We start from the raw sequence: 25364 nt of genomic DNA, 5'->3' as shown, positions 1-25364 counted from the left end.
CGGCCGCCGCGCGGTGATTCGGCCGGATTCAGCCGACGCTGGTTGAATCAGCGGGAGGTAACTGACCGAAGGGATGTGGCCGCCCGCATGTGGAGCACGGTGCTGGTGATGGCTGCCGTGGCGGCGACCGATCCCCTACGGATCGGCGTCGTCGCCTTCATGCTGTCGCGGTCGCGACCCGTGCGGCTGCTGCTGCCGTTCTTTCTCGTCGCGTTCACCGCGAATGTCGCGGTGGGTGCGGCCGTGGTGTTCGTGTTCAAGCACACCACCGGCGACGGCGGCGGGCGCACGGTGCCGGCAGAGGTGGAGATCGGCATCGGCGTCGTGGCATTGGCGATCGCCGTGCTGTCCATCACCGGCGTGCTGGAACGCCTGGTCAACCGGATCAGATCCCGCCGCAAGGTCCCTGCCGCGGTGGGTGAGCACCACAACGGTGAACCCACGGCAGACGCGTTGCCCGGCCTGTCGAAGTTGCCGACCGGGCTGACCGCTGCGCTGCGTGGCGGGTCGGCCTGGGCCGCCGCCCTGCTGGGGCTCATCAACGGTTTCCCCACGCCGTACTACCTGGCGGCGATGGCCGCCGCGCTCACCTCAGGGGCCGCGGTGGCCACGCAGATGGCCGCGCTGGTGGTGTTCAACGTGATCGGTTTCCTCGCGGCGCTGATCCCGATCATCAGTTTCTGGGTCGCCCCGGAAGCCACCCGGTCGGGTGTCGAGCAGATCTACGAGTGGATGGGCACCCACCACCGGCTGGTGGTGGCGGTGATCGCCGGCGCCGTTGGTGTGTTCTTCGTCTCGCTGGGGATCAGCGACCTCTGACCTAACCGGAGATCCCCAAGCCTGAAGTCGGCGACTGCTGGATATCGGGCGGCTGTTCGAGATTGCGTTCAACAGTGGCTTGATCAGCGCGTAACGCCTCGATCCGCTCAACGAGCTGCCTCAGTCGTTGCTTCTCGTCACTGTCGGTGTCGTAGTCCCCGATCTGCAGTTCCGCGGCACGGTACTCCCGCTCGATGTCGTTGGCCGTCCGTTGCAGGCTGTCCCCGCGTTCCCGCAACCGAAACGTCAAAGAGCAGCTCGCCGCGACGGCCACCATAAGCGAGATGACAACCGAGACGTACTTGGTGTCCGCACTGATGGACAGTGCGGTGACGGCCGAAGCTGACAGCGATCCGACGATGACGACGAGCTGCAACGCGACGAACATCCGGCGATACCGCTGCGCCCGGAACTTGTAGTGCTCGGCCAAGGCCGGAAGGTGTTCCTTGTATCGCGCATAGGGGCCGACCGATCTCTTGACTCGTCCGGCAAGAATCTCGCTACGTGTCAGCTTCTGGCGATGTAATTCGCGCCTGATACCGATTCGCTCCATTCGGTTTTCCAGCGCATAGCCCAAACACACTCCGGCAGCCATGAATGCGCCGACGCACGCAAAAATGATGAGCGGTGGCGCGAATTCGCCGGCGAAGGCGACGGCCAGACTGATACCGCATCCCGCGGCGACCATGGCCGAGCAGATGCCGCCGATCGCCCACCGCCAGCGCAGCAACAATTCGCCGTGCGACTCTTCGAGGTCTTGAATCTGCTGATCTAGACCGCGGACTTCCGGCGGCGATGGAATTCCTTCTAGCTTCATTGTTTCCTACCTTCCAGCCCTCGTCCGCCGGTACAGCGCGAGCACCAGTACCCCGGCCACGGTGATGCCCACCAGGTTCACCACCAGTTGCAGCACGGAACTGGCGGCGACGGCCCAGTCCCCCACGGTGGCCGCCACCACGGCGAAGCCCGCCGCGGGCACCGTCGTCACCGAGATGAATACGCCGACCAAAGCCGCGGATTTCGCCGAGACGATCGACAGCATGCCCGCCGCACCGGCGAGCAGCGCGACCACGAGCGAGAACGGGCCCACCTGGAAGATGAAGTCCACGGCGGTCAGCTCGCTGATGGCGGTCAGCTGCACCCACCCCAATGCCTCGAAGCCCAGCGTGGCGAGCGCGGTGACGACCATGGCCACCGGAAACCCGATCACCAGCGCCGCACCGGCCCTCCGGGCCAGCGACATCCGCCGCTGCACGAGCGCGACGGCCAGCGCGGCCAACGGTCCGAACTCGGGGCCGACCACCATCGCCCCGACCACGGTGATGGCCGAGTCGGTGACCACGCCGACCGCGGCGAGCAGGCAGGCGATGCACAGGAACATCAGGAACGTCACATTGAGGCTGGACTCTTCACGGGTCCGGGAGATGAGCTCGTCCCAGATCACCGCGTCCGCCGCGTCGCCTTCCGCGGCGTCCTCGGCGTGATGGGCCGCGCTCGAGAGCACGGTGTCGAGCGGCTCCAGGGTGATCGCGCCATAGTGGTGCACGTCAAGGGATTTCAACCGCTCCACGACGTTGTTCACGGCCTCGCGCGCGACATCGGCGGTGATCTGGTCCCCCTGCGGGTCGACCGCGACGCCGGCCAGCAACACGACGTGGGTGACACCGGGTTCGTCGTGCAGGACGTTGAGAATCGGATCGCGCAGATCCGCCGGCGCTATGACGCGTAAGTGCAGCACGGGCCAACGTTAGCGGGCTTCAGTCCCACCAGAAGGTCCATAGCGGGTCGGTCAGCATGGAGGCGAGCGCGTCGAGCGAACCCGCCTGGGTGTTGACCGCGTCGTCGCAGTACAGCCAGGCCTCCAGTGCGGCGGCCAATCCGGCTCGCTCGTCGGTCGGCGGAGCCGATGCCCGCAGCGTGAGGTATCCGTCACCGAAAGCGACCACCTCGGTGCCGTACCGATACGCCCATCGGCGCAGCACCGCCGCGTGGCGGATGCCGAGGACATCGGAATTGACCGCACCCGACCACTGCAGCAGCCCTGGGACGAACCAGTCGGCCGGCGTGGGAATCAGGGCCAGGGTGGCGTACTCACCGCGGTGGTCGAAGGCGACGAACGATTGTTGCCAATCGCGCCCGGCCCGTGACCGAAACGGGATGTCCGCCCGAGCGATATCGCAATCCGCGCTCCGATGCAGGAATTCGGACTCGAGCCAACGGGCGCCGTCGAGCTCGGCGGCGAGCACCGGGATGTCGTCGGCGATGCCGTCCAGCCCGATCCGGTACCACGTGTGGTCACTCAACAGCACGGGCCACAGCCCGGTGTCGGAGAACCGGGCGCGCACGGCCTGCCACAGCGCCACACCGTGACCCGAAGGATCCACGGGCAGCGTCCACATGGGGGCGCGGTGTGCCAGTATGTCGTCGCGGCGCGTCAGGGTGCCCAGTTCGATGCCGTACGCGGCGAATGCCGCTGCCGGATCGGTCGGTGGCCGCACCGCGACCGGTGGCGCCGCAACAGGATCCGGCGGAAACGGCGGTGCCTCCAAGGCCACCACGTTCAGTTCGGCCGGGGGCGGTACGAACGGCACATCGGCGGTACCGGCGGGAGTGTCGATAGATTGGCCCGTCAGCATTCTGGCCAGATCGACGAGGTCGCCGCATACCGCCGTCACGGAGTCGTCTTGAACGGCCCAAACCGTCGGATCCGGGTAGGAACCCTGCCGCAGGAATGCAACGCCGTATACCGGAACCACTCGCGGTTGTTCGGCGAACGCTCGACTGGCACGTGTGATCGCTTCGCGGTCATCGGGTGGCCGCGGACCCCAATTCTCAAGCCAGAGCCGGCCTTCGCGCACGGACTGCAACAACTCCCGCACCGGCCGGCCGATGTGCGCACGCAGGGTCATTTCGTCGCCGTTGCGCCAGTCCGGCCAGCCTGAGCCGACCGGCAACCCGGCCGACAGGAAATCTCGGTGATCGACATTGAGGCGCAGCTGGAATCGTGCTTCCAGGGCCCCGAGTTCGGCGTCGGTCAGTCCGGGTTCGATGCGCCATTGACCGTGTGCGGCCAGAATCTCCATGGCGCGGTTACCGACGGTCACGAGGTGGGATGCTCGACACGGACGACGAGTTCGTCGGCGGGCACGTGGTGCCCCTCCTCGCAGCGGATCTCGACGCCGGCGTGGGCGCCACATCCCTTGTGCGCCAGGCGCAGCGGGGTGCCCGGGGGAATGTGGCGGCGGCCCCATTCGAACAGCGACCACACCACCGGCATGAAATCGACCCCGGACTCGGTGAGCACGTACTCGTCGCGGCTGCGCTGACCCGGCTCCTGATACGGGCGGCGTTCCAGCAGCCCGGCCTGCACCAGGTCGTTGAGCCGTGCCGATGCGGCGGCCTTCGTGATTCCGACCCGGCGCCAGAAGTCCTCGAACCGGGTGGTGCCGTAGTACGCCTCGCGCATGATCAGCATCGCCGATTTGGCGCCGACCTGGCCCATCGTCGTCTCGATCGGACAGCGGCCCACCGCCGACCAGCTGTCGCGGTCGGCCAATTTGCCCTGCAGCATTCCCACGGAATCAACCTCATCCCTGAGTTGTTCTCACTATACCCAGGTGGTATACCTGGGTACATATAAGAATACTCAGCGCTGAGCATCAGGAGGACCAGATGACCGGATTCGCAGGTCGGGACGCCGTGATCGTGGGGGCGGTCCGCACCCCCGTCGGCAAGGGCAAGGCCAACGGCGCACTGCACGGCGTGCTACCGGCAGACCTGCTGGCGCACAGCCTGCGCGAGCTCGTGCAGCGCACCGGCGTCGACCCCGTACTCATCGACGACGTCATTGCGGGCGCCGTGACGCAGGTCGGCGACCAAGCCGTCAACATCGCCCGCAACGCGCTGCTCGGTGCCGGATTCCCCGAGTCCGTACCCGGCACCACCGTGGACCGTCAATGCGGAAGTTCGCAGCAGGCAATCAGTTTCGCCGCCCAGGGCGTGCTGGCCGGCGCTTATGACATCGTGATCGCCGCGGGCGTCGAGTCCATGTCCCGGGTACCGATGGGCACCTCAGTGCTGCCCGGCAGCGATCCGTTCGGACTCGACATGGCGGCGCGCTACCCGGATGGCCTTGTCCCGCAAGGGATCAGCGCCGAGCTGATCGCCGCCAAGTGGAAGCTGTCCCGGGCCCAGCTCGACGAGTTCTCCGCCGCCAGCCACGAGAAGGCGGCCCAGGCCACCAAGGACGGACTGTTCGATGCCGAGCTCGCCCCGATCGCCGGGTTGAGCACCGACGAGATCATCCGGCCCGGCACGACTGTCGAGACCCTGGCCGGATTGAAGCCGGCGTTCTTCAACGAGGCCTACGCGGCCCGCTTCCCGCAGATCAACTGGGAGATCACCCCCGGTAACTCCTCTCCCCTGTCCGACGGCAGCGCGGCGGTGATGATCACCAGCGGTGAGACGGCCCGCAGGCTCGGCCTGAAGCCGCTGGCCCGTATCCACACCACCACGGTGGTCGGTTCGGATCCGCTCTACATGCTCACCGGTGTCATCCCGGCCACCGAGAAGGTCCTGGCGCGTGCGGGTTTGACCCTGGCCGATATCGACCTGTTCGAGGTGAACGAGGCCTTCGCACCCGTCGTGCTGGCCTGGGCACATGATGTGGGCGCAGACCTCGCCAAGACGAACGTCAACGGCGGGGCCATCGCGATCGGACATCCGTTGGGCGCCAGCGGGGCTCGCATCATGACCACCCTGGTCAATGCCCTCGACCAACGCGGCGGACGCTACGGCCTGCAGACGATGTGCGAGGGCGGCGGCATGGCCAATGCCACCATCATCGAACGCCTCGGCTAGACACACAATCAGCTAGCCCAAAGAGCCCCAGCCCGGTCGTATCGGGCTGGGGCTCTGGTGCTTGACGCAGGCGGACGCCATCCACACCGACGTGATTGTGTCGCGCGCCAGATCACCGGGCACGGGCACACCCACCAGTGGCGAGTTCAGCAGACCGCGATCCCCTCAGAACGGCGGGGCGTTTCCACCTTCACCGTTGAGTCGGCGCTCGGCGATGATCCGTTGGGTCCGGTTTTGCTCCCGGGTGCGTTTACGGATGGGCACCTTGATGTCCCGGTTCATTCCGGACATCGGTGCCGGGCCAGGTGGCGGCGGCGGGGAGGCTTGAATGTTCCACTGCGGGAACAGGATCTGGCTGAGCGGAGTGGTCCGGTAGGTTTGTCCGGTCGGGGCGGTCCAGGTGTGGCTGCCGTCGGGATGCTGCACGTCGGTCCAGCCACCATCGGCGGCCGGGAACGTCTTCAGAAGGTGATGGCTTCGACATTTGGCGCCGAGATTGCCCGGATGGGTGGCCCCTTGCGGCCAAGGAGTCGCATGATCGAGATCGCAATGCTGCGCGGAGACCCCGCATCCGGGGAACATGCACCGCATATCGCGCAACCGGACGAACGCCGCCAGTTTTTCCGATACCCGGTAACGGTTCTCGGCGCCGAATGCGCCGACTTCGGCGATCGGTTTCACGGTCGCGCCGGTGGCGATCAACTCGGCCAGCAACGGCGCGGGAACGATGCCGCCGCCGAGAATGACCGCCGGGCTACCGGAAACCGCCGGTGTCGAATCAGCGAGGAAATCGTTGGATTCGCCGTGTATCCGCGGATCACGGGGCGGCGTATGGTCGGCCTCCACAGGTTCGGCCGTATTGTCGGCGGGTTCCGGTGCGGCGTCCGCACTTTTGGTCGAAGTGGGGTGGTCATCCACGTCGGTTGTGGCGCCAACTGCCTCCGCTTCCTCAGCGGCCGTAGGAAGCTGGTCGGTGAACAGATAGACCACCAGACTGCTGGAGCGGGCGTCGGCGCCTGCGACTGGGCAGTCCTCCGTTCCGCACAGGCAGGCCAGCCGGTCGGCGCCCACCGCCAATGCGCCGAGCGCATCGGAGCGACGCTGGGCCATGGTGCGCGGATCGGCGTCGCATACGGTGTGGGCGATCTCGGTCAGCGCCTTCTTGAGGATGGCCGCGTCGGTGGCCAACAGCCGCCCCCAGATCGCCACTGTGCCGTTCGGGTCCTCGGCATCACCGAAGTTGATGTCGCGGCTGCGGGCGCCGTGACGGCCACGTCGGACCGCGGCGGGGTCGAATTTCTCCACCCACACGTCGATGGCCTGCTCGGCCTTCTCTACCGACAAGGCCCCGAAACTGGTGGCGGTCCCGGCCAACGCGGCGTCGACCAACGCCAGCGCCTCGGGATCGACGACGAGTTTGGTGCGCCAGGCGATGGTGGACACCACCTTCGCCGAGATCTCGCCGCGACCGAACACCTCGGCGACTTTCGGCAGCCGTTCCCGCAGGGCTTGCGCGATGCACATCTGCGCCGAGGCGGCGTGGCGGCCCAGGTTGCAGGCCGCACTCACCGCCGCGGCAGCGAGATCCCACCCGTCGATGGCCAGGTGCGCCGAGGCATCGTCCTCATCGTCGCAGTGCCTGGCCACGATTTCGGCGATGATGGCCAGACGTTCGGCGGCGACGACCGCCTCGGTGCGGGTCTTGTCCTCCAGTGCATCGATCAGTGCGGCGTCGGCGAGAGACCGCAGATCGAGCAATTCGAACATACGTTCGATTCTACCCGCACAATCCAAGCCCGGCAATCATTTTGGATTGTCGCTGAATTGTCGCTCACCAGGCGGGCAAACTAGACCCGTTGCAGCTCGAAGAGCGGAATGGTCCGGGTGGTCTTGGACTGGTATTCGGCGAACACCGGTGCCGCCTCGACGATCTTCGGGTAGGCCGCCTCGCGCTCGGCATCGGGCAACTCGCGGGCCGTGGCGTCGAACGCCTCGGTGCCCACCTCGATGTGCACCGTCGGATTGGCCCGCAGATTGTGCACCCACGCCGGGTCCTTCGGCGCACCCGCGTACGAGCCGACGATCAGCATCTTGCCGTCCACAGTCAGGTAGGCCAACGGTGAGAGCCGCGGCTTGCCCGACTTGGCGCCGGTGGTGTGCAGCAACAACAGGTTGCCGCCCTCGAACGGTCCCCCGACCTTGCCGCCGTTGGCCCGGAATTCCTCGACGACATTGCGGTTGAAGTCATCGAGGAATTCGGTGTCGGTGTAGAACTTCGTCTTGTCCATTTCGGTCATGACTTCTTGAGCTCCCCGGGCTTGGCGTCTATTCCCGATTCCTTGCGCTGCTGCGCGGTGATCGGCGCCGGCGCGTCCGTCAGCGGGTCGACGCCGCCGCCGGACTTCGGGAACGCGATGACCTCGCGGATCGAATCCACCCCGGCCAGCAGCGCGGTGATCCGGTCCCAGCCGAACGCGATACCGCCGTGCGGTGGCGCACCGAAGGTGAAGGCGTCCAACAGGAATCCGAACTTGTCCTGCGCCTCGTCGTGGTCGATGCCCATCATCGCGAACACCCGCTCCTGGATGTCACGCCGATGGATACGGATCGAGCCGCCGCCGATCTCGTTGCCGTTGCAGACGATGTCGTAGGCGTCGGCCAGCGCGGTGCCGGGATCAGTGTCGAAGGTGGCCTCGGATTCGGGCTTGGGCGCGGTGAACGCGTGGTGCACGGCCGTCCAGGCACCCGAGCCGACGGCGACGTCGCCCGATGCCGTGGCCTCGTCGGTGGACTCGAACAGCGGCCAGTCCACGACCCAGGTGAACGCCCAGGCCGTCGGATCGATCAGGTCCAGACGCTTGGCGATCTCGATGCGGGTGGCGCCCAGCAGCGACCGCGCCGACTTCACCGGCCCGGCCGCGAAGAAGACACAGTCGCCGGGCTCGGCGCCGACATGGGCGGCCAAACCGTCACGCTCGGCGTCGGACAGGTTCTTGGCCACCGGCCCGCCGAGAGTGCCGTCCTCACCCACCAGCACATAGGCCAGACCCTTGTGGCCGCGCTGCTTGGCGAACTCCTGCCAGCCGTCCAGCGTGCGGCGNCCTTGTGGCCGCGCTGCTTGGCGAACTCCTGCCAGCCGTCCAGCGTGCGGCGCGGCTGCGACGCCCCGCCCGGCATGACGACCGCGCCCACGTACGGCGCCTGGAACACCCGGAATGGGGTGTCCTTGAAGTAATCGGTGCACTCGACGAGTTCCACGCCGAACCGCAGATCGGGCTTGTCTGAGCCGAACCGGCGCATCGCCTCGGCATAGCTGATCCGCGGCAGCGGCAGCGGCAGGTCGTAGCCGATCAGCGCCCACAGCGCCCGCAGGATCTGTTCGGAGATCGCGATGACGTCGTCGGCCTCGACGAAGCTCATCTCCATGTCGAGCTGGGTGAACTCGGGCTGCCGGTCGGCGCGGAAATCCTCGTCGCGGTAGCACCGGGCGATCTGGTAGTACCGCTCCATGCCTGCCACCATCAGCAGCTGCTTGAACAGCTGCGGGCTCTGCGGCAGTGCATAGAACGAGCCGGGCTGCAGCCGGGCCGGCACCAGGAAGTCGCGGGCGCCCTCGGGCGTCGAACGCGTCATCGTCGGGGTTTCGATCTCGACGAAGTCGTGCTCGGCCAGCACGGTGCGTGCGGCGGCATTCACCTTGGAACGCAAGCGGATCGCGTTGCCGGGGCCCTCGCGGCGCAGGTCGAGGTAGCGGTACTTCAGGCGCGCTTCCTCACCGGCGGTCTCGTCGAGCTGGAACGGCAGCGGGGCGCTCTCGGACAGCACGGTGAGCGAGGTCGCGTTGACCTCGATCTTGCCGGTGGGGATGTCGGGGTTCTCGTTGCCCTCGGGACGGACCTCGACGATGCCGGTGACGGCGATGCAGAACTCGGCGCGCAACCGGTGCGCGGCGGCGAGCACGTCGCCCTCGCGGAACACCACCTGCGACACGCCCGAGGCATCGCGCAGGTCGATGAAGATGACGCCGCCGTGGTCACGGCGACGCGCCACCCATCCCGCCAAAGTGACCGTTTGACCGGCATCCGCGGCCCGCAATGAACCGGCGCCATGACTGCGCAGCACGAAAACTCCTGAATGTTGAGTCGAGATGGGGGTGGTGACGAGTGACCAGTCTAGAGAGTGGGCCCGCGGCGCTAACTTGGCGATCGTGAACTCATCCATCGCGGTCATCGGCCCAGGGGCCATCGGGTCCACCATCGCGGCGCTGCTGCACGCCGCGGGACGCCCGGTTCTGCTGTGTGGGCGCACCCCGCGCGACGGGGTCGAGGTCAGGCCCGACGACCGGGACCCGATCCTCGTGCCCGGCCCGGTGCGCACCGACCCCGGCACCGTCGAAGGCCCGGTCGACGTGGTGTTTCTCGCGGTCAAGGACACCCAGAACGACCACGCCGCGGCCTGGCTGGAGCGGCTGTGTGACGCGAACACCGTGGTGTGCGCCCTGCAGAACGGCGTCGAGCAGGTACAGCGGGTGAGCGCGGTCAGCCCACACACCGACGAGGCCCACGTGGTGCCCGCGGCGGTGTGGATCTCCGCCGAGACGCAGCCCGATGGCTGGGTGCGGTTGCGCAGTGAGTCCGTGCTGGTGCTGCCCGACACCCCGGCGGCCGCCACGGTGGCCGATGCGCTGGCGGGAGCCGCGGTCACCGTCGTCCGCGATCCCAGTTTCCGCACTGCGGCCTGGCGCAAGCTGCTGGTCAACGCCGTCGTCGGCTTCATGGTGCTGGCCGACCGGCGGGCGGGAATGTTCCGCCGCGACGACGTGGCCACACTCGCGCGCCGCTACCTGTCCGAATGCCTGACGGTGGCGCGGGCCGACGGCGCCGATCTGGCCGATGACGTGATCGACGAGATCGTCACCATGCTGGCGTCGTCGCCCGAAGACCTCACCACCTCGATGCTGACCGATCATCAGGCCGGCCGGCCGCTGGAATGGGATGTCCGCAACGGGGTCATCACCCGCACGGCGGCCGCACACGGACTGCCCACCCCGATCAGCGACGTGGTGGTCCCGCTGCTGGCGGCGGCGAGCGACGGGCCGGGCTGAGCCGCCGGTAGACACTCTGTCCTAGGGTGTCTACCCATGGCCCGGACCTACCAGTGCGAACGCGTCGAGTTGGACTTCATCGAGCACGCGCCGTTCCGCTTCGTCAGCACCGTCGATCTCGCCATCACCCCCGAGCAATTGTTCGAGGTGCTCGGCGATGCCGACTCCTGGCCGCATTGGGCGACCGTCATCACCAACGTCGAGTGGACCAGCCCCGAACCTCGTGGCGTGGGGACCACCCGGACCGTGACGATGCGCGGGCACATCGTCGGCGACGAGGAATTCCTGGCCTGGGAGCCTTACTCACACATGGCTTTCCGGTTCAACACCAGCACCTCGAACGCGATCTCGGCCTTCGCCGAGGATTACCGCGTCGTGGAGACGGCCGACGGGTGCCATCTGACCTGGGTCATGGCGATGAAGCCGAGTGGGCCGGCCGGGAAACTCGGGATGACGTTGGGCCGGCCGGTGATGGCCTGGTTGTTCCAGCGGTTCCTGCACAACCTGCGTCGCTATACCGACGAGCGGTACGGCACCTAGTACCCGAGTCCGTCCCACGCCGCGCGCCGGACCGCGTCCGGATCGGCGACGGTCTCGTCGCTCGCGGAGCGGATCACCCGGGTCAGGCGCCGGTCGACGTCGTACTCGGGCCAGTCGGCGATCTCGGCCCTGGCGAAATCCAGCCAGGTGCGCTGCATCCGCCTGCCGACCGAGGGCTGAACCCGACGGCCCAACGGGTGCAGTTTGCGACCCAGGTACGACCCGTAACTGTGCTGGATGTGCACGATCTCACTGCCGTGGGTGGCGCCGAGACCCAACACCTTGAGAGTCCAGGTGGTGTGGTCGAACCGGTAGACGTGCGTGGGCGCGTGCACGCTGTAGGCGTCGGCGAACGCCCAGGTCGGCGCGCCGAACATGACGTCGGAGCCGAACGCCACCAACGCACTCCGACGAGGGAACGCGGGATATGCCGCCAAGATCCGCTCCCGGTCCTGCGGGGATCGGTGACGGAAATAGTTCTCGACGCCGTCGAGCGTGGTCGGCAGCATCGGTGGCTTGCCCCAGGCGAACATCGACGCCTCATGGCTGTTGGTGCCGATGATCAGTGGCACCGCCGACACCGCACCCGCCTGGGCCGCCTCGACCGGGTGCAACGGCAACAGGTCGACGCCGTGGGTCAGTCCGTAGGCCAGCGTCGGTGTCTGCTGCGCACTCTCGAGCTGCACCTGACCCGCGGCGCGCCGCAGTTGCCGCTGCGGCAGCACCTTGAGCTGTTCGGCCCCGACCCCGATCAGCTGCATGAAGCGGTGGGATTGACGAGCCCGGTCCTCCCTGTGGGCGATCAGCGGCAACGCCGGACTCTGCGCGATCGCGCGGGCGAACAGGCCCTCGGCCGCCGGGCTGGCCAACAGGGCCAACACCGATGTGGCACCGGCGGATTCACCGAACACCGTGACCCGCTCGGGATCCCCGCCGAACGCGGCGATGTTGTCGCGCACCCACTGCAGCGCGGCGATCTGGTCTCGCAGGCACAGGTTGTCGTCGAATCCCTCACCCAGATCACCGAGTTCGAACCCGCCGAACACGCCGAGCCGGTACGTGACGTTGACAACCACCACATCGCCGTTCGCCGCCAGCCGCGAACCGTTGTAGAGCTGCAACTGGCCGGCGCCGTAGACGAAGGCCCCGCCGGGTATCCACACCATCACCGGCAGTGATCCACCCGTGTCCGGGGACCAGACCGTGATGGTCAGGCAAGCCTCGTCGCGAACCTTGGGGTCGTCGCGGCCTCCCCCGACGAACGAACGGCCTTGTGGGGGCAAAGGACCGTGCTCGACGGCGTCGCGCACCCCGGTCCAGGGCACCACGGGCCGCGGCGCCAGGAATCGCAGTGCGCCGATGGGCTGCTGGGCGTAATCGATACCCCGCCATACGCTGACCCCGCCTTCGCGGGTGCCACGTAGCCGCCCCAGCGAGGTGTGGGCGATGGTCGAATGTTCCGCAACGACGGACACGCCTGAATCGTAGTGTGGCAAGCTTAACGGCGCTGTTGAGCTCGGACCTACCGGCGAATGCGATGGAGTGACGCGATGACCTTCAACGAGGGTATGCAGATCGACACGAGCACCACTTCCAGTTCCGGCGGTGGTCGCGGGCCGGGCCGCGGCATCGCGATCGGCGGAGGTCTCGGTGGTCTGCTGATCGTCGTGCTCGCGATGTTCCTCGGGGTCGACCCCGGCACCGTCCTGCCGCAGCAGCAGCAAATGGACACCAGTGGCGTCGAGGGCGAGGGTTTCGACCTGAGCCAGTGCAAGACGGGCGCCGACGCCAACGAGAAGGTCGAGTGCCGCGTGGTCGCCACCGGCAACTCCGTTGACGGAGTCTGGCAGCAGCTGCTGAAGGGGTACTCGCGCCCGCAGGTCCGGCTGTTCAAGGGCCAGGTCCAGACCGGGTGCGGCCCGGCCACCAGTGACGTCGGGCCGTTCTACTGCCCCGTCGACCGGACCGCCTATTTCGACACCGACTTCTTCCAGGTGCTGGTCAACCAGTTCGGTTCCAGTGGCGGCCCGCTCGCGCAGGAGTACGTGGTCGCCCACGAATTCGGTCACCACGTGCAGAACCTGCTCGGGGTGCTCGGCCGGGCACAGCAGGATCCGGAAGGTGCCACCGGTGCCGGCGTGCGCACCGAGCTGCAGGCCGACTGCTACGCCGGGGTGTGGGCGCACTACGCGTCGATCACCCGTCAAGAGGGCACCGACGTTCCCTTCCTGGAACCGCTGAGCGACAAGGACATCGCCGATGCCCTCTCGGCGGCCTCCTCCGTCGGCGACGATCGCATCCAGTCCGCGGCCACCGGCCGGGTCAACCCCGAGGCCTGGACCCACGGATCCTCCGAGCAGCGGCAGAAGTGGTTCACCATCGGCTACCAGACCGGTGACCCGAACAAGTGCGACACCTTCGCCACGAACAACCTTGGCTAGGGCCACCACCGCCGTCGACGAGGCAGCCGAGCGCTATCTCGACACCTACGCACGGCTCGATCCATGCGCCGCAACCGAACTGGGCATCACCGGTCATGACGATGACGTGACCGATTACTCTCCGCAGGGAGTTGCGGCCCGCGCGGAGGCGGCGCGGGCGACCCTGCGGGAGCTGGACGGGCTGCAACCCGCCGACGATGTCGACGTGGTCACGATGGCCGCGATGCGCGAACGCCTCGGTGCCATCGTCGACGTGCACGACGCCGGCCTGGATGTGGGCGAGCTCAATGTGATCGCCTCGCCGTTGCAGACCATGCGCGACGTGTTCGACCTGATGGCCACCGAAACCGAGGACGATTGGGCACTGATCGCCGCGCGGTTGGCGAAGGTGCCCGAACGCGCCGCCGGCTATGCGCTCGCCCTGCGCCAGGCCACCGCCTCGGGCCACGCCCCGGCGCTGCGCCAGGTCACCCGCGGGGTCAATCAGGCCCGGCAGATCTCCGAGTTGTTCTCGCAGATGGGTACCAGTGCGGTAACGGACAATCCGCGGCTGCATTCCGAACTGCGCCGGCGGGCCGAGGCCGCCGCCGACGCCTACCGTCAGTTGGGCGATGTGCTGCGCGAGGACATCGCACCGCACGCCCGGGAGTCCGATGCCTGCGGGCGGGACGCCTACCAGCTGATGTCACGGTTGTTCCTGGGCACCGCCGTCGACCTCGACGAGGCCTACGACTGGGGGCTGGGCCTGCTCGATGCCGTTGTGGCCGAGCAAGAATCGATCGCCCAGCAGCTCTACCCCGGGGCCACGGTGGCGGAGACACTGCGGCGGCTCGATGACGAGCCCCGCTACATCATCAGCGGCACCGATGCGCTGCAGGCCTGGATGCAGGATCTGTCTGATCGGGCGGTGGACTCACTGGCCGGCACCCACTTCGACATCGACGGCCCGCTGCGCACCCTGGAATGCCGGATCGCGCCGACCCAGACCGGCGGCATCTACTACACCGGTCCGTCGGAGGACTGGTCCCGGCCCGGACGCATGTGGTGGTCGGTTCCTGCCGGAGTCGACCGGTTCCACACGTGGCAGGAAACCACCACGGTGTTCCACGAAGGCGTCCCGGGCCATCATCTGCAGATCGGTCGCGCGGTGGCACTGGCCGGCCAGCTCAACCGATGGCGGCGGCTCGGCTGCTGGGTCTCGGGACACGGCGAGGGCTGGGCGCTGTACGCCGAGCGGCTGATGAGTGAACTGGGCTGGCTCGACGATGCCGGTGACCGCATGGGAATGCTGGACGCGCAACGGTTCCGGGCCGCCCGCGTCGTCATCGACATCGGTGTGCACTGCGGACTGACCGCACCCGACGGTGAGGTCTGGGACGCCGAACGGGCCTGGAACTTCCTGACCTCACATTCGGCCATGGCCGAGGAGCATCTGCGCTTCGAGCTCGACCGCTACCTGGGCTGGCCGGGGCAGGCGCCGTCGTACGCGATCGGGCAACGGATCTGGCACGAGTTGCGTGACGACGCCCTACGCCGCGGCGCGACGCTGCGGGAATTCCACAGCCGGGCACTGGATCTGGGTGGCCTACCACTCGATGTGCTCAGGACGGCATTGTCTGCCGACTGACCGGCGACCACACTGGTGGCATGGACCCGCAGACCCCCGCCCTCGAGCCCGACAGCAAGGACTGGACCTGGGTGCTGACCCGCGCCTGTGCGGAGTGCGGGTTCGATCCGGCGGCGGTGCACCACACCGAGGTGGCCGACCGTATCCGTGAGGACGCCGCCCTGTGGGTGCCGCGGTTGCACGGCCAGGGCGTCGGTATCAGGAGCCGGCCGGACCGCTGGTCGATCCTCGAATACGGCTGCCACATCCGTGACGTACACCGGATCTTCGCGCACCGGGTGCAGTTGATGTTGTCCGAGCACGATCCGCAGTTCCCGAACTGGGATCAGGACGCCACCGCGATCGCGGACGACTACGCGTCGCAGAATCCTGCGACGGTTGCGACCGAACTGTTCGAGGCAGCCGGCATCGTCGCCGACATCTACGACCGGGTGCCGGCCGACGCCTGGTCGCGCCGCGGGCTACGCAGCAACGGCAGCGAGTTCACCGTGGCGACGATCGCGATCTACCACCTACACGACATCGTGCACCACGCCCACGACGTCGCCGCGATGTGACGATCGGCGATCTGGCCAATCACTGACCAGGTTGAACATATTTCGTTAATCTGTTCAAATGCACCGACCCGGGCGGACGGTGTCGGCAGGGCTGCTCGCCGCGACTGCCGACACACTCAGACAGCTCGGGCCAAGACAATTCAGCCTCACCGCGGTCGCAGAACGGGCCGGGGTCTCTCGCGGCACCGTGCACAACGCGCTGGGCAGCCGCGACAACGCGATCAGGATCGCACTCGATCACCTGGCCGGCGCATTCATCGAGACCATCGCCGCCGAGGCCGATCGCCACGACAGCCTGGCCGATCAGGTCGCCGCCGCCGCCGTCGTCATCTGTGCACACCGGCAGAACTCGGCTTCGGTCCCGCAACGGGGCATCAACGAAAGCGTCGTGGTGCTGCTCCTTCGCAACACCGGTGACGAACTGATGCGGCGCTCGATCGAGCTGTGGAAGCCCTACGTCAAGGCCGCCCAGCAACGCGGGGAGATCGGCCCCGGCGTCACCCCGGCCCGGGCCGGCGAATGGATCGTGCGGCTCCTGCTGAGCTTCGAACTGCTCCCGCCGATCGGGGTGAATCTCGACAGCCCACGCGCGGTGAAACGATTCGTGACCGACCACATCGTGGCCGGTCTGACCGGAAGGCAGCAATGACCGAATCTCCGTTTGCTCCTCGCGTGCGCAGACCGGACTACGAGGTGGCGATCATCGGCGCCGGGCCGGGCGGTATCGCCGCAGCACACCTCTTGCGCCAGAAAGGGATCCACGACTTCGTCATCCTCGAACGCGGTGACGACTTCGGTGGCACGTGGCGGGACAATCACTACCCGGGCCTGGCCGTCGACATCCCCACCCTGTGGTATCAGCTGTCGTTCGCACCGAACCCGCATTGGACTCGCCTGTTCGCGCCGGGTCCCGAGATCCAGCGCTACCTGCAGGACACGGCTTCTGATCTGGGACTCTACGAGCGCCTGCGGGCCAATTCCGAGGTGGTCAGGCAGCAGTGGGACGACGAGGCCGGTATCTGGCGGCTGGAGATCCGCGACCGGGCACCGGTGACAGCGCGGTTCGTGATCAGCTCCGTCGGCGGATACGTCAACGCCAAGCAGACCGTCGACCTCGAGGGCATCGAGGATTTCACCGGAACCATCCTGCGGCCCAACGCGTGGGACGACGACTACGACACCAAGGGCAAGCGCATCGCGGTGATCGGCACCGGGTCCTCCGGGGTGCAGATCACCGCCGCGCTGTCGGCGGAGGCGGCCAATCTCGATGTCTATCAACGCACCCCGGCCTGGGTGCTGCCGAAGATCGACTTCGACATTCCCCCGGCGATGCGCCGCGCCCTGCGGATTCCCGGCGTCCTGCCCGTGGTCAACGCGGCCGGACGGCTGGCCATGGACCTCTTCATGGTGGCACCCATCGTGCATGTCTTCTCGCGCCTGCCGGACCGGTGGCTGCGCCGGCTCATGCCGCTCTACGACGGCTGGTCACGTCTGCTCTACCGCCTGTTGCTGCGCAGCGTCGTCGAAGATCCGGCGACCCGCCGAAAGCTGGTGCCGCGCTACGGCATCCTGGCCAAGCGACCGGTGATCTCAAGTACCTTCCTCCCGGCACTGAACAACCCACACACCAACCTGATCACCACACCGATCGAACGGATCACCGCGACCGGGGTTCGCACCACCGACGGAGCCGAGCATCCGGCCGATCTGCTCGTGCTGGCCACCGGATACGAGCTGTGGACCGATCCGGAAACGTACCGGCCGGATACCATCCTGGGCGCACGCGGTTTCGACCTCGCCGAGTACTACCGCGCCCACGGGTTGCGCAACTACGCGGGGACGGCCCACCCGCGCCTGCCCAACCGGTGGGAGATCGTCGGACCACTCGGGTTCGTCGGATTCGCCTGGCCCGACTACGTCGAGACGGTGGCCGCACACGCCGTCCGGATCATCGACGAAGCGCGTCGGCGCGGCGCCGGTGTGGTCGCGGTCGGCACCGACGCCTTCAACTCATGGAACGACCTGATGCGCCGTCGCGGCCGCGTCGCGCACGTCTACTACACCAAGTGCGCCGGGCTGAGCACGTACTTCGTGAATTCCCAGACCGACACGGTCTACTACCGGCCCCAGACCATCACCGGGTCTCGCCGATTCGCCCACCGCTCCCCGCTTTCCGACTACCAGTTCTCGAGGACGGCCGCACCGTCCGGACGTCCGGCCGCACATCTGAAGGAGATCTCCGCATGAGCGAATCCGAACTGCCGTTGGCCGGGCGCGTCGCCTATGTCACGGGTGCCGCCCGCGGGCAGGGCCGTTCTCACTGTGTGCGCCTGGCCCGCGCCGGCGCCGACGTGGTCGCGCTCGACGCCTGTGCGCCGGTCACCGAACACAACGGCTACGCCGCGTCCACTCCGGAGGATCTCGCCGAGACCGTGGCACTGGTCGAGGGTGAAGGCCGCAAGATTCTGGCCCGCGAGGTCGATGTGCGCGATGCGGAGGCACAGCGCCGGCTGGTGGCCGAAGCCCTCGAACAGTTCGGCCGGCTCGACATCGTGGTGGCCAATGCCGGCGTGCTCAACTGGGGCCGGTTATGGGAGATCCCGGCGACGCAATGGCAGGACACCCTCGATGTCAACCTGACCGGGGTGTTCCACACCATCCAGGCCGTCGTGCCGCCGATGATCGAGGCGGGCAACGGCGGTTCGATCATCACCGTCAGTTCTGCCGCCGGGGTCAAGGCGGTGCCGGGATGTGCGCACTACTGCGCCAGCAAGTTCGGCCTTGTCGGCCTCACCAACTCACTCGCGGTCGAACTGGGTGAATTCGGGATCCGGGTGAACTCGATCCACCCGTACGGCACCGACACCCCGATGGGCAATGACCTGTCCATGTACCAGCTGCTGCAGGACCATCCGACCTACATCCACAGTTTCTCCCCCGGCGCGCTGCCGACGGATTCGCTCATCGCCCCGAACGAGATCTCCGACATCGTGGTGTGGCTCGCCGGCGACGCGTCGTCGTTGGTCACCGCCGCCCAGATCCCGGCAGACAAGGGGTATCTGAAGATCTGAGCGGCGGCGCCGGCCTACAACCGCGCGTGCTCGGAGATCTTGGTGTCGGTGGTACGCAACGGGCGGATCAACCCATCTTGGCTGAACGACGCGATCAGCTCACCCTCCTCGGTGTGCACCGCACCGCGCACATACGACATCCCCGCGCCCACCTGCGTGCTCTCATGGCTGTAGAGCAGCCAGCCGTCCCACCCGACCGGCTCGTGGAAGCTCACCGTGACGGTCATGGGCGCCGTCGAGACGGTCAGGTGCGCCTGGGCGGTACCGATGCCCTCGTGCGCTCGCATCGTGGTCGAAATACCCAGGTGCCCGGTGAAATACGCGATCAGCGCCTTGGCCAGGTCGTCGCGGTCCGGGATGGGGTCATAACGCAACCAGGCATACAGCTCGGGCGGGCCGACCTCGTCCGGGCTGTTGACGTCGACGACATCGACCAAACGCAGTTCGCGTCCGGTCATCGGCATGTGCGAGGCGTTGGAGTCGGCCGGGCCTGCGACCTCGGGGCGGGGCAGATGATGACGGATCACGTCGCCGGTGGGCACATCGGCGAGCAAAGTGACGGTGATACAGCGCTTGCCGTTCTGCGAAGCGGCGATCACCGCGGTGGCCGTGGAACGGCCCTCGCTGATCACATCGATGTCGAGTTCGACCGGCGGGCCCACCATGACCGCCCGGGCGAACACCGCATGCACGGAGCGGATCGACTTGTCCGGAAAGCGTTTTGAGGCCGCCACGATAGCGGCACCCAGCACCTGGGTACCTTCCACGACCTGGCGCTCGTCGACACCGGCGATGCCGGTCTGCACCGTGAAGCGATTCTCACCCGTCGGTTCCGCGTCGAACAGGTCGAGCAGCATCTGCAGGGTCCACTGGGTGGCCTCAGCTGAATCGGCGGTCATGTCTTTCCTCTCTGTCACGCGTTGATGACTGTCTCGGCGAATTCCGAAATGGTTTGTGGTGCCGCGAAATCCGCGAACCAGACGTAAAAGCGCTCGACTCCCTGGGCCGCCAGCCCGGCGAAGTGCCCAGTGAGTTCCACGGCGTCACCGCACACCAGGCCGTCGCCCAGGTGACCGAACAACCGGGTGCTGCGCTCGGTCACCGCGGTGCGGTCCACGCCACGACCCACGAAGCCGACCATCTGCTGCAGCGACACCCGCGCGCTGCCCACCGTCGGCAGTAACGCCGGCAGCCGGTCGAGCTGATGTGACGGGACGTTCCACCAGTCGGCGTGGGCGCGGACCAGATCCATCATGCGCTTGCCGGTTCCCCCGAGTACCAAGGGAATTGGGTGTTCGGGACGCGGCTTCTGCGCTCGTTCGTCGTCGCCGCCCCAGTACTGCCGCAGCAGCTGCAGGTTCTCCCCCAGCCGGCGTACCCGCGCCGCGGCGTCGCCGGTATGCACCCCGAACCGCTCGAACTCCTGCGGCCACGAACCCGAACCGAGACCGAGCTCGAACCGGCCGCCGGTGGCTTCCGACAGCGTGACGGCCTGTTTGGCCAGCACCGCCGGATGACGGAACGCATCGCACAAGACCAGATGACCGATCCGCAGGCGTTCGGTGCGGGCGGCCACCCAGGTCGCGACAGTCATTGCCTCCCAGATGCTTTGGTGGGTGGCACCGGGCGCCTCCAGATGATCGATGAACGCGATGCCGTCGAATCCGCACGCCTCGGCCACCGTCGCCCGCTCGACGATATCGCCGACGTCCAACCGCACCTGGGGCAGGAACAAGAACCACTCAGTCAATCGCAACCCGCCTATTGCTTCTACCGAACCGGTAACGTCATTCTCGCAAGTGCAGCATGACGGAGGTGATGGCGCAATGGCTAGGCCGGTCGAGCGAGCGTCGCACAACCCGCGCGCCGAGGCGCAGGCGGACCGGGCCCGGCGCTTCATGAAATCGGCGCTGACCATCCTCGGCGAGACCGGGCGCACCGACTTCACCGTGCTCGAGGTGGTGGAACGATCCAAGACCTCGCTACGGTCGTTCTACCAGCACTTTTCCTCCAAGGACGAGCTACTGCTGGCCCTGATCGACAAGATCATGTCCGAATCCACACAGCGCTGGCGCTCCGATACCGACGGGCTACCGGGGCCCGAGGCGCTGCGCGCACTCATCGACCGCATCACCGTCCCCGCATCGTCGAGCACCCAGGACAGCATCAATCGCGGCCTGACGTTCTACAACGACCACCTCGCCGAGTCATTGCCCCAGGAGTACGCCCGCGTGCTGGCACCGTTGCACGAGCTCATCGGCGACATCCTGCACCGCGGAATGGACGCCGGCGCGTTCCGCGCCGACATCGACGTGCAGAGCACCGCGGCCCTGATCATGCAGTCCGTGCTCGGCGCGATGCGCCTGCGCTCACTGGGGGTCGAGCTCAACGGGACCCCCATCGAAGGCCAGCACATCTACGAGTTCTGCGCGAGGGGCCTCCTTGTCCCTCAATCCGGGGCGTGACCTGCCCTTTCCCCCGCTTTTGAGCGATCGCCCGAATGGGCTCGGCCGACGGGCTCCGCACGTGGTAACGTCATTACCAATTCCGGAAAATATCACTCTTCCAGGAGGCGAACATGCCCTCACGCGAGCTTCCGTATCCGGTGTTCGACGCCGACAACCACTTCTACGAGCCCAAGGAAGCGCTGACGAAGTTCCTCCCGGAGCACCGCAAGGGCGTCATCGACTACATCGACGTGCACGGCCGCACGAAGATCGTGGTGCGCAACCAGATCAGCGACTACATCCCGAACCCCACGTTCGAGGTGGTCGCCCGGCCCGGCGCCCAGGAGGAGTATTTCCGCCACGGCAGCGGCGGCAAGAGCTACCGCGAGGTGATGGGCAAACCGATGAAGGCCATTCCCGCCTTCCGCAATCCCGAAGCACGCCTTGAGGTTCTGGACAGCCTCGGCCTGGACTACACCATCATGTTCCCGACGCTGGCCAGCTTGGTGGAGGAACGCCTCAAGGACGATCCCGACCTGATCCTCGACATCATCCACGCGCTCAACGAATGGATGTACGAGACATGGCAGTTCAACTACGCCGATCGCATCTTCTCGACGCCGGTGATCAATCTCGGTGTGGTCGACCGGGCGCTGGAAGAACTCGAATGGTGCCTGGAGCGCGGCGCGAAGACCGTGCTGGTTCGGCCGGCGCCGGTGCCCGGCTATCGCGGTACCCGGTCGCTGGGATTCGCTGAGTTCGACCCGTTCTGGGACGCGTGCGTCAAGGCAGGCATCCCGGTGTGCATGCACGCCTCCGACAGCGGGTACGCGCAGTACCTCAACGACTGGGAACCGGCCGACGAGTTCCTGCCGTTCAAGCCGACGGCGTTCCGGATGGTCGCGATGGGCAAACGGCCGATCGAAGACACCATGGCCGCGCTGGTCTGCCACGGCGCGTTGACCCGCAACCCGGACCTGCGCATCCTGTCGGTCGAGAACGGCGCCTCCTGGGTGCCCTACCTCTTCTACCAGTTCAAAGACGTCTATTCGAAGATGCCGCAGGAGTTTCCGGAAGATCCGATCGAGGCGTTCAAGCGTGGTGTGTACGTCGCGCCATTCTGGGAGGACGACTTCAAGCAGATGGCCGACCTCTGCGGCGCCGACCGCATCATCTTCGGCTCCGACTGGCCGCATCCGGAGGGCCTTGCCGATCCGATCAAGCTGGTCGACGATCTGGAGGCGCACGGCCTCGACGACGAAGGTGTGCGAAAGGTGATGGGCGGCAACCTCGTCGACCTGTTCAAGGTCGAGAACAAGAAGGTGTACCGGCCCGATGTCCCGGCGCTCGTCCTGACCTGACCCAGTCCTGTCCTCGAATACAAGAAGCTGGCCGACTACATGACCGATGTGGCAAATCCGGAACAGATGCTGTTCACCTCGACCGCCCAGGCCTTCCTGGAAAAGGAAGTCCCGCTGAGCCGGGTGCGCGAACTGCACGCCGAGGGCAGCTCGTTCGACACCGAATGGTGGGGACGCGCAGCCGAATTGGGGTGGGCCAGCCTGCTGGTACCCGAGGAACTGGGCGGCGGCAGTCCATCCGGGGACGGGGTCACCGACCTGGCCCTGCTCGCCGAACAGGCCGGCCGCACCGTGGCCCCCGGTCCCCTACATCCGGTGAGCGTCGTGCTGGCCGGCCTGGTCGAAGCACCCGGCGGCCACGAGCAACTGATCGAGGCACTGGTGTCCGGGGAAACCGTGGCGTCGTGGGCGGTCTACGAGCCGGGCCGGCCGTTCGACGCCCTGCAGGCGGCCACCGATATCGCCACCACCGCCACCCGCACCGGGTCTGGCTACCGGATCGACGGCGTCAAGGACCGAGTGGAGGCCGGCGACCGCAGTGATGTGTTGCTGGTGGTGGCCGACTGTGACGGCCAGACCCGGCAGTTCGTCGTGCCGACCGACACGGCCGGTGTCACGGTCACGCCGCAGAACTCGGTCGATCTGGTCAAGCGTTACGCCCGGGTGCAATTCGACGGCGTGCAGGTCGGCGAGTCCGCCGCGGTCGGGACCGCCGATCAAGCGTCGGGCATCATCGAACGCCAGCGCCAGCTGGCCCTGATACTGCAGTGCGCGGAGATCGTCGGGATTCTCGACGCGGTGCTGACGATGACGAATCAGTGGCTCACCGACCGGCACAGCTTCGGCCGTCCACTGGCGTCCTACCAAGCGCTCAAGCATCGCGCCGCCGACATGAAGATGTGGTTCGAAGCCGCGCGCGCCACCACAGCGGGCGCCGTGGCCGCGGTGGCCGAACGCTCCCCCGAGGCGCCGAAGCTCGTCAGCGCCGCGAAAGCCTATGTGGTCGAACGTGCCCCGGTGATGCTCCACGACTGTGTGCAGTTGCACGGCGGGATCGGCGTGTCCCGGGCACACCGNACTGTGTGCAGTTGCACGGCGGGATCGGCGTGACCTGGGAACACGATCTGCACCTGTACCTACGGCGGGTCGCCCTGTACCGGGCGCTCTACGGCTCCCCCGAGGATCACCACCGCGCGGTGTACGCGTTGAGCCGCAAGACCCGCGTCGCCGAGGAGGTTGGAGCGTGACCGACACCGTGAGCACCCCCGCAACGACGGAGTCCGTCGAGGAATTCGCGCTCCGCGCCCGCGCCTGGCTGGCCCAGAACATGCCGCCCATCGATCCGAACGATCCACCGTTCTCCGTACGGGCCGAGACCGAATCCTGGGAACGCGCAAAGGAACTGCAGAAGCGACTCTACGAAGGCGGTTTCGCCGGCATCTGCTTCCCGCGCGAATACGGTGGCCTGGGCCTCGACTACGCCTACCAGAAGGCATTCAACGACGAGTGCCGCAACTACGAGATGCCGCTCATCCTCAACACCCCCTCGTTCACCATCTGCGGCGCGACGATTCTCGACATGGGTAGCGTTGAGCAGAAGCGTGAGCGCATCTCGGCGGCGATCCGCGGCGACGAGGTGCTGTGCCAGCTGTTGTCCGAGCCCAGTGGCGGGTCGGATCTGGCCGGGGTGATCACCCGCGCCGAACTCCGGGGCGACACCTGGATCATCAACGGCGCCAAGACCTGGAGCACCAGCGCCTTCGCCGCCGACTACGGGCTGATGCTGGCCCGCACCGACTGGACGGTGCCCAAACACGAGGGACTGACCATGTTCCTGGTGCCGCTGAACGCGCCGGGTATCACGATGCGCCGCATCACCGAGGTGAACGGCAACGAGGAATTCTGCGAAGAGTTCTTCGACAACCTGGAGCTCCCGGCCGGCGCCGTGGTGGGCCAGGTCAACGACGGCTGGACGGTGGCCTCGCGGCAACTGCACCACGAGCGTCGCGCCGTCGGTGGCGGCTCGGAATTCGCCAGCGGAACCGGGGCCGAGAACGCCAACGAGATGCCGCCGGACCACATCGGGCTGGCCGAGGCCACCGGCCAGGGCGACGACGCCCGCGTGCAAGATCTGGCCGGGCGCGCCCTGGTGCGGCGCATCGTCAAGAAACAGCTCATCGACCACGTCGGCGCCGCCATCGGCAACGGCTCGCTGCCACCGAATGCCGGCACCCTGATCCGGTTGTTCCATGCCGAAACCACCGAGCTCGAGGTGGACACCGCATTGGCCATCGCGGGCACCGCCGGCGTCGTCGATCAGGGGTCCGGCGATGCGCCAGAACTTTCCGGCCTGATGGAGATCGGGGTGCGCTATCTGTCCCGGCAGACCGGATCGCTGGGCGGCGGGAGTTCGGAGATGGCACGGAATGTGATCGGCGAGCGGATCCTCGGCTTTCCACGGGAGTTCGCGGCTGACCGTGGGGTGCCGTTCAATCAGGTCAAGCGCAACAAGAGCTGAAGTCTCCGCTCGTACCCGG

22 protein-coding genes and 2 pseudogenes are annotated in these 25364 nt (G+C 67.2%); 14 read left to right on the top strand and 10 right to left on the bottom strand.

What is annotated here, in order from left to right; genetic code table 11:
* Window positions 1–75 precede the first annotated feature (75 nt).
* Window positions 76–819: a GAP family protein gene (locus BN4332_RS02970; RefSeq protein ID WP_235654003.1), complete on the top strand. Its 744-nt coding sequence runs from the start codon at window positions 76–78 to the stop codon at window positions 817–819.
* Between the two features lies 1 nt (window position 820).
* On the opposite strand, the gene BN4332_RS02965 is transcribed toward BN4332_RS02970, so the two are convergent.
* From BN4332_RS02965 to BN4332_RS02950, 4 genes are read right to left on the bottom strand one after another with little or no spacing between them, the layout of a single operon-like run.
* Entirely contained in the window at window positions 821–1636 is an 816-nt protein-coding gene (locus tag BN4332_RS02965) for a DUF4231 domain-containing protein (protein ID WP_066897106.1), read from the bottom strand.
* Window positions 1637–1642: 6 nt separating this feature from the next.
* Entirely contained in the window at window positions 1643–2557 is a 915-nt protein-coding gene (locus tag BN4332_RS02960) for a DUF389 domain-containing protein (RefSeq protein WP_066897105.1), read from the bottom strand.
* 19 nt (window positions 2558–2576) lie between these two features.
* The gene (locus BN4332_RS02955; RefSeq protein WP_066897104.1) at window positions 2577–3923 is read right to left on the bottom strand and encodes a DUF4253 domain-containing protein; all 1347 of its coding nucleotides are present in this window, start codon (window positions 3921–3923) and stop codon (window positions 2577–2579) included.
* Window positions 3920–4390: a winged helix-turn-helix transcriptional regulator gene (locus BN4332_RS02950; RefSeq protein WP_276079113.1), complete on the bottom strand. Its 471-nt coding sequence runs from the start codon at window positions 4388–4390 to the stop codon at window positions 3920–3922. Before BN4332_RS02950 ends, BN4332_RS02955 begins: the two co-directional genes overlap by 4 nt.
* Window positions 4391–4491: 101 nt before the next feature.
* Here BN4332_RS02950 and BN4332_RS02945 point away from each other — a divergent pair, with 101 nt between their 5' ends.
* Entirely contained in the window at window positions 4492–5679 is a 1188-nt protein-coding gene (locus BN4332_RS02945; RefSeq protein ID WP_066897102.1) for a thiolase family protein, read from the top strand.
* Between the two features lie 165 nt (window positions 5680–5844).
* Here BN4332_RS02945 and BN4332_RS02940 read toward each other — a convergent pair whose 3' ends face one another.
* The 3 genes and pseudogenes from BN4332_RS02940 to aspS form a co-directional block, all read right to left on the bottom strand.
* Window positions 5845–7446 (bottom strand): HNH endonuclease signature motif containing protein, encoded by a 1602-nt coding sequence (locus BN4332_RS02940; RefSeq protein WP_066897101.1) that lies wholly within the window; start codon window positions 7444–7446, stop codon window positions 5845–5847.
* Between the two features lie 80 nt (window positions 7447–7526).
* Complete coding sequence (locus BN4332_RS02935) at window positions 7527–7976, bottom strand: nitroreductase family deazaflavin-dependent oxidoreductase (RefSeq protein ID WP_066897100.1); 450 nt, start codon at window positions 7974–7976, stop codon at window positions 7527–7529.
* A pseudogene (gene aspS, locus BN4332_RS02930) lies at window positions 7973–9801 on the bottom strand (aspartate--tRNA ligase). Before aspS ends, BN4332_RS02935 begins: the two are co-directional and overlap by 4 nt.
* A gap of 85 nt (window positions 9802–9886) precedes the next feature.
* Here aspS and BN4332_RS02925 point away from each other — a divergent pair.
* Together BN4332_RS02925 and BN4332_RS02920 are read left to right on the top strand one after the other, a co-directional pair.
* Window positions 9887–10783, top strand: a complete 897-nt coding sequence (locus BN4332_RS02925) for an oxidoreductase (protein ID WP_066897131.1) — start codon at window positions 9887–9889, stop codon at window positions 10781–10783.
* Between the two features lie 36 nt (window positions 10784–10819).
* Window positions 10820–11323, top strand: a complete 504-nt coding sequence (locus BN4332_RS02920) for an SRPBCC family protein (RefSeq protein WP_066897099.1) — start codon at window positions 10820–10822, stop codon at window positions 11321–11323.
* On the opposite strand, the gene BN4332_RS02915 is transcribed toward BN4332_RS02920, so the two are convergent.
* Window positions 11320–12798 (bottom strand): carboxylesterase/lipase family protein, encoded by a 1479-nt coding sequence (locus tag BN4332_RS02915; RefSeq protein WP_066897098.1) that lies wholly within the window; start codon window positions 12796–12798, stop codon window positions 11320–11322. The two genes, BN4332_RS02920 and BN4332_RS02915, sit on opposite strands and share 4 nt — an antisense overlap.
* A 75-nt stretch (window positions 12799–12873) precedes the next feature.
* On the opposite strand from BN4332_RS02915, the gene ypfJ reads away from it, so the two are divergent.
* Genes ypfJ through BN4332_RS02885 form a run of 6 tightly spaced genes read left to right on the top strand, consistent with a single transcriptional unit; the run spans window position 12874 to window position 19019 of the window.
* Window positions 12874–13764 (top strand): KPN_02809 family neutral zinc metallopeptidase, encoded by an 891-nt coding sequence (gene ypfJ / locus BN4332_RS02910; RefSeq protein WP_066897097.1) that lies wholly within the window; start codon window positions 12874–12876, stop codon window positions 13762–13764.
* On the top strand, window positions 13757–15391 hold the full coding sequence (locus BN4332_RS02905; protein ID WP_066897096.1) for a DUF885 domain-containing protein: 1635 nt from the start codon (window positions 13757–13759) through the stop codon (window positions 15389–15391). The genes ypfJ and BN4332_RS02905 overlap by 8 nt, the downstream gene beginning before the upstream one ends.
* A gap of 20 nt (window positions 15392–15411) precedes the next feature.
* The gene (locus BN4332_RS02900; RefSeq protein WP_066897095.1) at window positions 15412–15948 is read left to right on the top strand and encodes a DinB family protein; all 537 of its coding nucleotides are present in this window, start codon (window positions 15412–15414) and stop codon (window positions 15946–15948) included.
* Between the two features lie 58 nt (window positions 15949–16006).
* Complete coding sequence (locus BN4332_RS02895) at window positions 16007–16597, top strand: TetR/AcrR family transcriptional regulator (protein WP_066897094.1); 591 nt, start codon at window positions 16007–16009, stop codon at window positions 16595–16597.
* Window positions 16598–16620: 23 nt separating this feature from the next.
* Window positions 16621–18195, top strand: coding sequence for a flavin-containing monooxygenase (locus BN4332_RS02890; protein WP_096866817.1), 1575 nt, complete (start codon window positions 16621–16623; stop codon window positions 18193–18195).
* Window positions 18192–19019: a mycofactocin-coupled SDR family oxidoreductase gene (locus BN4332_RS02885; protein ID WP_066897092.1), complete on the top strand. Its 828-nt coding sequence runs from the start codon at window positions 18192–18194 to the stop codon at window positions 19017–19019. The genes BN4332_RS02890 and BN4332_RS02885 overlap by 4 nt, the downstream gene beginning before the upstream one ends.
* Before the next feature lie 14 nt (window positions 19020–19033).
* Here the strand turns inward: BN4332_RS02885 and BN4332_RS02880 are convergent, their stop codons facing one another.
* Complete coding sequence (locus BN4332_RS02880; RefSeq protein WP_066897091.1) at window positions 19034–19918, bottom strand: acyl-CoA thioesterase; 885 nt, start codon at window positions 19916–19918, stop codon at window positions 19034–19036.
* Window positions 19919–19932: 14 nt separating this feature from the next.
* On the bottom strand, window positions 19933–20769 hold the full coding sequence (locus BN4332_RS02875) for an LLM class flavin-dependent oxidoreductase (protein ID WP_066897090.1): 837 nt from the start codon (window positions 20767–20769) through the stop codon (window positions 19933–19935).
* 76 nt (window positions 20770–20845) lie between these two features.
* On the opposite strand from BN4332_RS02875, the gene BN4332_RS02870 reads away from it, so the two are divergent.
* The 4 genes and pseudogenes from BN4332_RS02870 to BN4332_RS02855 all read left to right on the top strand — a co-directional run bounded on the left by BN4332_RS02870 (window position 20846) and on the right by BN4332_RS02855 (window position 25345).
* Entirely contained in the window at window positions 20846–21484 is a 639-nt protein-coding gene (locus BN4332_RS02870) for a TetR/AcrR family transcriptional regulator (RefSeq protein WP_066897089.1), read from the top strand.
* 113 nt (window positions 21485–21597) lie between these two features.
* Window positions 21598–22827: an amidohydrolase family protein gene (locus tag BN4332_RS02865; protein ID WP_066897088.1), complete on the top strand. Its 1230-nt coding sequence runs from the start codon at window positions 21598–21600 to the stop codon at window positions 22825–22827.
* A gap of 39 nt (window positions 22828–22866) precedes the next feature.
* Window positions 22867–24074: pseudogene (locus BN4332_RS02860) on the top strand (acyl-CoA dehydrogenase family protein).
* Window positions 24071–25345 (top strand): acyl-CoA dehydrogenase family protein, encoded by a 1275-nt coding sequence (locus BN4332_RS02855; protein WP_066897087.1) that lies wholly within the window; start codon window positions 24071–24073, stop codon window positions 25343–25345. The pseudogene BN4332_RS02860 and the gene BN4332_RS02855 overlap by 4 nt, the downstream one beginning before the upstream one ends.
* Window positions 25346–25364 lie beyond the last annotated feature (19 nt).

The sequence above is a fragment of the Mycolicibacterium houstonense genome (genome assembly GCF_900078665.2).
In the GTDB taxonomy this organism is placed as follows: domain Bacteria; phylum Actinomycetota; class Actinomycetes; order Mycobacteriales; family Mycobacteriaceae; genus Mycobacterium; species Mycobacterium houstonense.
Note: the sequence above shows the minus strand (reverse complement) of the source record. Positions and strands in the feature narration are given on the sequence as shown.